This window comes from Rhizobacter sp. P2_H2 (assembly GCF_056403375.1).
This window is the reverse complement of the sequence record NZ_JBFUFP010001552.1, coordinates 1-910: the sequence shown is the minus strand read 5'-3', so window position 1 is coordinate 910 and position 910 is coordinate 1. Positions and strand designations below refer to the sequence as shown.

Here is a 910-nt window from a genome sequence, read left to right as displayed (position 1 = left end):
GCCTGGTGCAGCGCGACCAGCGACGACGAGCAGGCGGTGTCGACCGCGACCGCCGGCCCGTGCACGCCGAGGAAGTACGACAGCCGCCCCGACGCGACGCTGGCCGCATTGCCGGTCGCGAAGTACGGATCGATCAACTCGGGGTGCCGGTACAGCGCGCGGCCGTAGTCGTTGTTGCTGATGCCGAGGTACACGCCGGTGCGTGCGCCGGCCGGCGTGGCGGCGAGTTCGCCCGGCGCATGGCCGGCGTCTTCCAGCGCCTCCCAGGCCACCTCGAGCAGCAGCCGCTGCTGCGGGTCCATGCTGGCGGCCTCGCGCGGCGAGATGCCGAAGAACTCGGCGTCGAAGCGGTCGACGCCGTCGACGAAGCCGCCGAAGCGCGTCGTCATCTTGCCGGGCGCATCGGCATCGGCGTCGTACAGCGCGTCGAGGTTCCAGCGCTCGGCGGGGATGGCGCCGATCGCATCGGTGCCCGACCACAGCAGCTCGGCAAAACCGGCCGCATCGACCACGCCGCCCGGCAGCCGCATCGCCATGCCGACGATCGCGATCGGCTCGTGCAACGCGGCGTTCGAGCGCGCGAGCTCGGCCTTCAGCTCGCGGATCTCGAGCAGCGCGCGTTTGACGGGGCTCAGCGCTTCATCGCGCGGTTCGGTCATCGGGAACTCCCCAGTTCTTGCAGCAGCAGGGCTTCGGCTTCTTCGTCGCTCAGATCGTGCAGCGCATCGGCCGCGGTGTCGATGGCCGCGGCCTCGGCAGGCACCGGCTCGTCGAGGCCGAGCAGGCGCATCAGGTGCGCGGTCAGCGCAGCGAGCGTCGGATAGTCGAACAGCAGCGTCGCCGACAGCGGGCGGCCGATCGAACGGGTCAGCGCATTGCGCAGCTCCACCGCCATCAGCGAATCGAGGCC

2 protein-coding genes are annotated in these 910 nt (G+C 71.1%); both read right to left on the bottom strand.

Annotation, left to right across the window (positions count from 1 at the left end):
* Window positions 1-659, bottom strand: a 659-nt coding sequence (locus AC1D15_RS34675) for a beta-ketoacyl [acyl carrier protein] synthase domain-containing protein (protein ID WP_477829646.1), incomplete at its 3' end; no start/stop codon positions are given.
* Window positions 656-910: acyl carrier protein (locus AC1D15_RS34670; protein WP_477829645.1), on the bottom strand; the 255-nt coding region annotated here is incomplete at its 5' end. The genes AC1D15_RS34670 and AC1D15_RS34675, both read right to left, overlap by 4 nt.